Origin of the sequence: Nonomuraea basaltis (assembly GCF_005893125.1) — a bacterium.
GTDB classification, from domain to species: Bacteria; Actinomycetota; Actinomycetes; order Streptosporangiales; family Streptosporangiaceae; genus Nonomuraea; species Nonomuraea basaltis.
The window spans coordinates 1-8,178 of record NZ_VCJS01000369.1; the positions used below are offsets into that span (position 1 = coordinate 1).

Genomic DNA, 8,178 nt, shown 5'->3' on the forward strand with positions numbered 1-8,178 from the left:
GGTCGGGTCTGAGCGTGCGGGGGTGCGACTTCGACACGCTCTCGGCCTCGGCCATCTCCGTCAGCGACGGGCAGGACGTCCTCGTCGAGGACAACTGGTTCCACCACGTCGGGCTCGACCACTCCGGCTCCCCGGGCATCGCGCTGACCACGACCCTGCAGAGGCGTCCGCATGACCAGCCGCGACAGTCACAAGACGGCCGCCGCGGTCGCGGCCCGCCGCCACAGCGCCTTAGCTGCCCTCGACCGAGTCCACGACACCATCGCGCGGATGCGACGCGAGAAGGTCCCGATCAGCATCGCCTCCGTCAGCCGTCGAGCTGAAGTCTCCCGAACCTTCCTCTACTCCAACTCGCAGGCCAGAGCAGCCGTGGCCGAAGCCCAGATCGACACGCGGACACGGCTCGCACAAGCCCGGGACGACCAAGAGGCAGCACAGGAAGCGACCTGGCGGGAACGCGCCCTCAACGCCGAGAACGCGCTGAAGGCCGCCCACACCGAAATCGTCCAGCAGCGGTCCCGGATCGGCGAGCTCATGGGGCAGGTCCGCGACCTGGAGGCCGAGTGGACCCAGGAGGCCATCCAGCGCATCGCTACCGAGAACACCACTCTCAAACAGCGAGTACGGCAACTCACCACCGACAACCGGACCCTGGAGGAGCGGTTGAAGGCCGCACGGGCGAATCTGCGGTTCCAGGACCGTCGCCTCGCCGACCTCGAAGCACAGCTCGCCGACCCCGGCACGGCGACCTGATACACGACCCCCGGCTTGCCAGCGGCTGCCCGACTTGTTACGTCGGGCAGCCACTGCCAGGCTGTTCGGGTGGTGACGTTGAGGTGCCAAGTCGTTCGTTGGGTCAGCGACGAGCCGCAACCAGGCTGGGTGGAGGCCAGATTCACCGATGCGCATGGCCGTCGATGGACCTTCTTCGACAAGCCTCCCATCTTCGAAAACGAAGCAGAGCTGACCCCGGAGGCCTCCTATCCTCAAGAGGCTGGTCTGGCCTGCGTGGTGACCGGGACGCAGATCTGGACCGACGGCCGAGAGATCCTCTCGATCTCAACGAGAACACCCTGGTCCATCGAATCCGAGGAAGGCCAGACCGAGTTCCATGTCAGCCGAGACCAGCTCATTGACCCATTAGGGTGAACAGACCCCCGCATCCCACTCGCCACAGGAGCCGACCGGCAGCCCGATACTGGTGGACATGGTCATTGTCGATGTCGTCCTGGAGACCTACGACGCGGTGAACTTCACTGCCTGGCCAATCGCCGAGCCGTCCAGCGATCGGCTTCTCGCGCTCTCTGGCCAGATGTCCCCGGCTGAAGTCGGGACCGCGATGGCCGTCATCTTCAGCTACAACGGCCTCCCTGCCGAACCTGTCGCCGGCCTGACCCGGGCCCACCTGGAACAGCACCTCGCCGAAGCCGAAGCCCTGATCGCTCCAGGCGGACTTCGTTTCCGTGACACCGCCACAGGCGTCGAGGTCGCGCCCGGCTGCTGCTTCGGCCTGGAGAACTGGCGCGACTGGTGGGACGTGTCCCTCGGTCAGGAAACCTGGCTCGGACACGCCCCGACAGCCCAGCTTGAACACCAGGGCCAGACCATCCGGCTCCGGCAAGGAGACCAGGACGATTTCCCGGTCCACGCCATCGAATTCACCTTCAGCGAGCTGCAGAGACTGCTCATCTCAGCGCAACAGCAGCTCAGCGGATTCCTCGAGCTCGTTCAGCGATGGGCCCCCAACATCGCCCCCGGCCTGACCGACAGTCTCATCGCTGTCCTCGATGAGCACCTGAGGATCAACGAACCGCTGCCCGCTTGATCTTCCGTCGTGAACATGTAAGCTACGTATCATCGCAGGTCGAAGGCCATCCAAGGACTCCCGCGGTTGGTAAATGCGGCGACGATCCACTCATCCAGCAGGTCCTGCAGCTCCAGCAGTGACCACAGCGGCTCGGCATCCACGTCGCGGCCGCGCCGCTCCACCGATGAGCCGGTGTAACCCGCGACGAACTGGGCGAACAGCGTCCCGACCGAGGACATCATCCTCTCGATGTGTGGCTTGTCGGTCGGGGTGCCCTCATGCGCGGGCTGGAAGTTGATCCCCAGGAAGGCGCAGGAGGCGCGGAAGTTCCGGGACAGGAACGCGTTTCCGTGGTCACACACGATCGTCTCAGGGATGATCACCGGCTTGGCGGCGGCGTGTTCCAGGCGGGCGTCCAGTTCCAGCATCCGGGTGTGGGGCAGCACTGACCGCGACATCCGCAACGCCTCCGGCCAGCCCGGACGCATCGGCTCGGGAGTGACGGTGCGGGCCAGCAGGACCGAGGCGTCCACCGACTTGGTCGTGGGCCGCAGCACCGCCGCCGAGACGGTCCGCGTCGCGACGTCGATCATGCCGGTCAGCTCAACCCGCCCCGGCGCCCCATCATCCAGCAGCACCATCACATCCAGCGCAGTGGAGTCGATCTGCATCAGCTCGCCCGGGGCAGACACCTGCGCCGTGCTGAACGGCCCCGCTGGCTGGTTGGCCAGCGACCGGCGGGTGCGGGCCGACCCGGTCGTATGACGGCTGGCCGTCAGCTTGTCGAAGAGCCGGTAGCAGGTGGCGCGCGACGGCATCGTCACCACGCCGCGACCGTGACGATCGTCCAGGATCTGCTCCGTGCGCCAGAAGATATAACCGGCTGTCCGCGACGAGGCGTCGGTGGCCTCCTCGATCGCGGCCTGCATCGCCTGCACCACCCGCTCATCGACCCGGCCGAATCGGGACATCCGCTTGCCGGCCCGCCCGTCCACCAGCCCCGCCAGGCCCCGTGCCTCATAGCGTTGCCGGCGATGCTTGAGCGTGCTCGTCTTCACCGCGTGCCCCAGCCTGGTCAGCTCTGCGGCCTTGGCCTCCTCCCGTTTGGTCAGCGACCAGCAGGCCGGGTCGTACTCGGACCGAGGACGAGCACCCGGGTCCGCATCGGGAGGCAGCCCGAACAGCACCTCCAGGATGTGGCCCTCCCACCAGCGGGCCTCCTCCACCACACGGGTGGGCAGCCCGTCCACCACCCGATCGGCCGGGATCGGACGTCCACGCCGAGCACCCACGATCTCGAAATCCGCCTGGCCCAGCAGATAGGCGAGCTCGACCATGCCGACACCACGCTCATCGGCCAGCCTGACCAGCGTCCCCTGCAACCCGACCTCGGTCTGGACCGCACCCTCGAACCGCACCCGATCCCCGATCCGCAGCGTTCCGCGCCGCCGTGGCGCGCTCATCCAGCCCTCCCGTTGACGGTCACGAGGGTGGACGACGACAGCACCGCGGCCTCCAGGTCGGCTGTCAGCTCCTGACGCCATAACAGGTGGAACAGCACCGGCAGCACTCCCAACCGCTCTCCCGCCTCCACGGCCCCCGCGAACAGTGGCGTCGGCTCCCTGAAGATCTCGCGGAGCCGAGCAGCGACATCAACGCGCCGACCACAGCGCGGATGGCGATAACGCGACAGCCACCGAACGTTTCCCCCCAGCACCGAATCCAGCGCGCCCACCCGCCGAAAGGACCAACCCGCCTCGGCGCAGGCAGCCTCCGTGGCCGCGAACGCCTCAGCATCCACAGCCTCGATCCGCTCATCGGCACGCACGTCGATCACCACGCCCGTGCCATCCGCCTGCCGGGCGAAGTAATCGGGAACGTGCTCCCGGCGTTTCGCTTCCTGCTGCCAAGCCAAGCGAAACGGCTGAGAGGAGAACCCCACGACCTCCGGGTCGAAGTCCAGCAGCATCGCATGATCACGTTCCAGCCACGACTCGTGGCCAACGTGCCGCCCGGACGTCGCCGACCACCACCAGCCCGGAAAGTTCCGCTGCCCCTTGAACGACGGGAACGACCTGACCGGCAACGCATCCTCGAACAGAGCGTCCCAGCACGCGTTCAACGGCCCGGATACCTGGGTGCCATGCAGATCAACGTACGAGACCTCGAACTGCGAGCGGGCAACACCCGCGTACGCCAACTCCGCACTCACCCAGATCACCACCCGTCGTCACAAGATCGACGGGCCAACCATAGTGAGACGAACCCTACGAGCGGGCCGAATTCAGTGAGAACGGGCCGAGATCAAAGAGACGGGACAGCGGTCCAGGTCAGTATGGGCGCGATCATGAGCTTGCCGCAGTAAACCCGGTATTTACTGCGGCAGTCATTCGGCGAGGCAGGGGAAGGATTTGCCCCCGGTGTAGGGCTGAGGTCGGGCTGAAGAGCGATGGACCGCTTCGGGTGCCGGGTGGCACGGCGATCCTTTATGATCCTTTAACGCCTAGGCATCTATAGTCCTATGAGTCTAGATAAATGGAGGATTCCGGTGATCGAGTTCCATCTGGACGGCCGCTCCGGCGTCTCGCCGTACCTGCAGCTGGTCCAGCAAGTACGTCAGGCGCTGCGGCTCGGCGTGCTGCGCGAGGGCGACCAGCTGCCGACGGTCAAGGAGGCCGTGGCGCAGCTGGCGATCAACGCCAACACGGTGCTTAAGGCCTACCGGGAACTCGAGCACGAGGGCCTGGTCGCTGCCCGGCCAGGGGTGGGGACGTTCGTGACGGCGACGCTCACCGACGCCTCGCTGGCCGCGCACGGCCCGCTGCGGCTGGAGCTGCGGCGCTGGCTGGCCAAGGCCCGCCGGGCCGGCCTCGACGACGAAAGCATCGAGGCCCTGTTCATGACCACCTTTCGGACCACCGCTCAGGAGGACATAGCGTGACTTCGGTCCTGCAGGCCCAGGCACTGGGCAAGAAATACGGCAAACGCTGGGCGCTGCGCGAGTGCACCATCGACATCCCGGCGGGCCACGTCGTCGGACTGGTGGGCCCCAACGGAGCCGGCAAGACCACGCTGCTGAAGCTGGCCAGCGGCCAGCTGGAGCCGACCGCGGGCGGCATCACCGTGCTCGGCGGCCGACCCGCCGGCGGCCCGGCGCAGCTGGCCAAGGTTGGCTTCGTGGCCCAGGACACCCCCGTCTACACCGGGCTCAGCATCGCCGAGCACCTAAAGTTGGGAGCGCGGCTCAACCCCCGCTGGGACGACGGCATGGCGCGCGAACGCATCGCCCAACTCGGCCTCGATCCCGCCCAGCGGGCGGGCAAGCTGTCGGGCGGCCAGCGTGCTCAGCTCGCCCTCACCGTGGGCCTGGCCAAGCGGCCCGAGCTGCTGATCCTCGACGAGCCCGTGGCCTCGCTCGACCCGCTGGCCCGCCGGGAGTTTCTGCAGGGGCTGATGGAGGCCACCGTCGAGCACAAGTTCAGCGTGGTGCTCTCCTCCCACCTGGTCTCCGACCTGGAACGGGTGTGCGACTTCCTGATCGTGCTCGTCGACTCGCGCGTCCAGGTGGCCGGGGAGGTCGACAAGCTGCTGGCCACCCATCACCGGCTCACCGGCCCGCGCCGCGACCCCGACCGGCTCCCCGCCGATCAGCACGTGGTCTCCGCGCGGCACACCGACCGGCAGAGCACGTACGTGATCCGCACCGACGCCCCGATCCACGACCCCGCCTGGACGATCACCCAACTCAACCTGGAAGACCTCGTCCTGGCCTACATGGACAAGCACACCGCCGACCGGCGAGTGGCCCTGGAGGTGCGGCGATGATCTGGCTGACCTGGCGCCAGTTCCGCGGCTCGGCCGCGATGATGGCCGCCCTGCTCGTCATCCTCGCCACCGCCCTGGCCCTGACCGGCCCTGGCTTGGCCTCCGACTACTCCGCCGGGATCGCCGCCTGCACCCAGGACAACACCTGCGACCGCTTCTACGACCAATTCCTCGACGGGCACGACACCGAGTTCATGGCCCTGACTCTCGTCGTGCTGATCCTGCCCGCCCTCGCCGGGCTGTTCTGGGGAGCACCGTTGATCACCCGCGAGCTGGAGGCGGGCACGCACCTGATGGTGTGGAACCAGAGCATCACCCGCGGCCGCTGGCTGGCGGTCAAACTCGGGCTCATGGGCTTGACCGCCGTGGCCTTCGCCGGCCTGTGCGGCCTCATGGTGACCTGGTGGTCCGACCCTCTGGACAAATCGGCCGCTGCGGACTTGGCCCTGATGGCTCCGCTGGTGTTCGGCGCGCGTGGCATCGCCCCGATGGGGTACGCGGCCTTCGCCTTCGTCCTGGGCATCACCGTGGGCATGCTGGTGCGCCGCACGCTGCCCGCCATGGCCCTCACCCTGGCCGTCTTCGCCGCGATCCAGCTCGCCATGCCGCTACTGGTCCGAGCCCACCTGATGCCCCCGATCACCGCGACCTTCGAGCTCGGCAGAACGAACGTGGACAGTCTCAACATCCCCCGGGACGGAGGTGCGCCCCCGCGGCTCTCCCTGGATCCGGCCGTACCCGGCCACCTGGGCTCCTGGGTCCTGTCCAGCAACCTGCTCGACCCATCCGGACGCCTGATCCCCGCCAGCGGCGAAGGAGCCGCCATCAAGGTCTCCACGACATCGGGCCCCTGCGCACCGTCAGCAGGCCCCGGGGAGGGCTGCTTGGTCGAGATCAACCGGCTCGGCTACCGGCAGCAGGTGACCTACCAGCCCCTTGAGCGCTTCTGGCCCTTCCAGTGGATCGAGACCGGGATCTACGCCCTGCTCACCCTCGGCCTGACATGGTTGTCCTTCTGGTGGATCCGCAGGCGCCTGTCATGACCATCATCAAAACCGCGACCGCCGCTCTCGCCCTCCTCCTGGCGGCGGCCTGCACGGCCCCGGCGCCGCCGCGCAGCCAGACGAACACGGCAGCCGGTACGGTCTGCGCGCAGCCCCAGGGACCCCCCGGGGCGGAGACGGCCACCACGATCGACGTCATCGAGCAGGCGTACTTCTGCATCCTCGGCACCTACTACAGCGGCGCCACCCTGGACACCCGCTCGCTGCTGAGCGCCGGATTCATCGCCCTGACCCAAGAGCTCAACCGCAATGGACGCGATCTGCCCGAGGCGACCATGCCGGCGCTGACCGGCGACCGCAAAGCCGACTGGGCCGCGTTCGAGGCCGTCTACCGCACGATCACCGATCAGGTCCCCGACCTGCGCGACAAGCTGGCCGTCGCCACCCTTGAGGCCATCGTGGCCAGCCTCGGTGACAACCACGCCCGCTGGGCGCACGACGCCGCAGGGCGGCACCCCGACTACTACGACGGCGACGGCTACGGCCTGGGTCTCCAGGCGAACGTCAACGGCCCGCAGGCGAACGGCAACCCCGGCGTCGCCCTCCCTCCGCTGTTCGTCACCACCGTGCAGGGCGGCGCGGCGCAGGCCGCCGGGCTGCACCCGGGCGACATCATCGAATCGATCAACGGCTCGGCGCCCTTCATCGAAGGGAAGCCCACCCCCGCGATCGCCGCCCTCAACCCGCAATACCCCGAAGCGCGCCCGGTCCAGCTGCGGCTCCTGCGGCAGAGCACCGGCCGCAGCTGGAGCGTGACGCTCAAGCCCGGCCTCTACCAGCGGGATCTGACCACCCTGCAAGTGGTGACCTCGAAGCTGCTGGCAGGCAGCATCGCCTATGTACGGTTGCGCGGCTTCGCTCCCGACTCCGCGACCAGGGTCTTCAAGGCGATCTCCAGGCTGCGCACCGGCCGGACGCTCACTGGCGTCGTGCTGGACCTGCGCGGCAACGGCGGCGGCAGCCCCACGGAGGCGATCCGGCTGGTGAGCGCGTTCGCCCACGGCAAGGTCACCGCCTACCAGTGCACCGTGGACGGCAAGTGCGAAACCTCGTGGACCGACGACACCGTCGACCTGATCGGCCTGCCGCTGGCAGTGCTCACCGACCGCAGCTGCGCCTCGGCCTGCGAGCACGTCAGCTCCGCGGTCAAGGACCTGCGCATCGGCCAGTTGGTCGGCACCAGAACCGCCGGCGTCATCTCCGGCCCGGCGCAGCCGTACCTGCTCCGCAACAACACCACGCTGGGCTTCCCCACCAAACACCACCTGGGGCCCAACCGCGAGGTGATCGACCGGATCGGCGTGCCGCCCGACCACCACGTGCCCCTGACCCCGAAGGACGCGGCCGCCGGGCGCGACCCCGCCCTGGCCAAGGCCCTAACCCTGCTGCACAAGTGAGGACCGCTCGATGAGACACCTCCTGGCCGTCGCCGCGGGACTGGCCGTCCTGGCCGCATCGGCCTGCTCCGCACCCACGCCGCCC

At 68.3% G+C, this 8,178-nt stretch carries 9 protein-coding genes; 7 read left to right on the forward strand and 2 right to left on the reverse strand.

Annotation, left to right across the window (positions count from 1 at the left end; translation table 11 throughout):
- Nucleotides 1-171: 171 nt before the first annotated feature.
- The 3 genes from EJK15_RS65550 (at nt 172) to EJK15_RS65560 (ending at nt 1,825) form a co-directional block, all read left to right on the forward strand.
- Nucleotides 172-753, forward strand: coding sequence for a DUF6262 family protein (locus tag EJK15_RS65550; RefSeq protein ID WP_138720312.1), 582 nt, complete (start codon nt 172-174; stop codon nt 751-753).
- A gap of 69 nt (nt 754-822) precedes the next feature.
- The gene (locus EJK15_RS65555; RefSeq protein WP_171075354.1) at nt 823-1,149 is read left to right on the forward strand and encodes a hypothetical protein; all 327 of its coding nucleotides are present in this window, start codon (nt 823-825) and stop codon (nt 1,147-1,149) included.
- 58 nt (nt 1,150-1,207) lie between these two features.
- On the forward strand, nt 1,208-1,825 hold the full coding sequence (locus EJK15_RS65560) for a hypothetical protein (RefSeq protein WP_138720314.1): 618 nt from the start codon (nt 1,208-1,210) through the stop codon (nt 1,823-1,825).
- Between the two features lie 29 nt (nt 1,826-1,854).
- On the opposite strand, the gene EJK15_RS65565 is transcribed toward EJK15_RS65560, so the two are convergent.
- Nucleotides 1,855-3,270: a DDE-type integrase/transposase/recombinase gene (locus EJK15_RS65565; protein ID WP_171075355.1), complete on the reverse strand. Its 1,416-nt coding sequence runs from the start codon at nt 3,268-3,270 to the stop codon at nt 1,855-1,857.
- Nucleotides 3,267-4,031: a TnsA-like heteromeric transposase endonuclease subunit gene (locus tag EJK15_RS65570; protein ID WP_138720316.1), complete on the reverse strand. Its 765-nt coding sequence runs from the start codon at nt 4,029-4,031 to the stop codon at nt 3,267-3,269. Before EJK15_RS65570 ends, EJK15_RS65565 begins: the two co-directional genes overlap by 4 nt.
- A 324-nt stretch (nt 4,032-4,355) precedes the next feature.
- On the opposite strand from EJK15_RS65570, the gene EJK15_RS65575 reads away from it, so the two are divergent.
- Genes EJK15_RS65575 through EJK15_RS65590 form a run of 4 tightly spaced genes read left to right on the forward strand, consistent with a single transcriptional unit; the run spans nt 4,356 to nt 8,093 of the window.
- Complete coding sequence (locus EJK15_RS65575; RefSeq protein ID WP_138720317.1) at nt 4,356-4,748, forward strand: GntR family transcriptional regulator; 393 nt, start codon at nt 4,356-4,358, stop codon at nt 4,746-4,748.
- Nucleotides 4,745-5,632 (forward strand): ABC transporter ATP-binding protein, encoded by an 888-nt coding sequence (locus tag EJK15_RS65580; RefSeq protein WP_138720318.1) that lies wholly within the window; start codon nt 4,745-4,747, stop codon nt 5,630-5,632. The genes EJK15_RS65575 and EJK15_RS65580 overlap by 4 nt, the downstream gene beginning before the upstream one ends.
- Nucleotides 5,629-6,675, forward strand: coding sequence for an ABC transporter permease subunit (locus tag EJK15_RS65585; protein ID WP_138720319.1), 1,047 nt, complete (start codon nt 5,629-5,631; stop codon nt 6,673-6,675). Before EJK15_RS65580 ends, EJK15_RS65585 begins: the two co-directional genes overlap by 4 nt.
- A complete protein-coding gene (locus EJK15_RS65590) occupies nt 6,672-8,093 on the forward strand; it encodes a S41 family peptidase (RefSeq protein ID WP_138720320.1) in 1,422 nt (473 codons plus the stop codon). Before EJK15_RS65585 ends, EJK15_RS65590 begins: the two co-directional genes overlap by 4 nt.
- Nucleotides 8,094-8,178 lie beyond the last annotated feature (85 nt).

Coding starts and splice junctions, on each gene's coding strand:
- EJK15_RS65550 (WP_138720312.1), top strand. CDS start 172: ATGACCAGCCGCGACAGTCACAAGACGGCCGCCGCGGTCGCGGCCCGC.
- EJK15_RS65560 (WP_138720314.1), top strand. CDS start 1,208: ATGGTCATTGTCGATGTCGTCCTGGAGACCTACGACGCGGTGAACTTC.
- EJK15_RS65565 (WP_171075355.1), bottom strand. CDS start 3,270: ATGAGCGCGCCACGGCGGCGCGGAACGCTGCGGATCGGGGATCGGGTG.
- EJK15_RS65585 (WP_138720319.1), top strand. CDS start 5,629: ATGATCTGGCTGACCTGGCGCCAGTTCCGCGGCTCGGCCGCGATGATG.
- EJK15_RS65590 (WP_138720320.1), top strand. CDS start 6,672: ATGACCATCATCAAAACCGCGACCGCCGCTCTCGCCCTCCTCCTGGCG.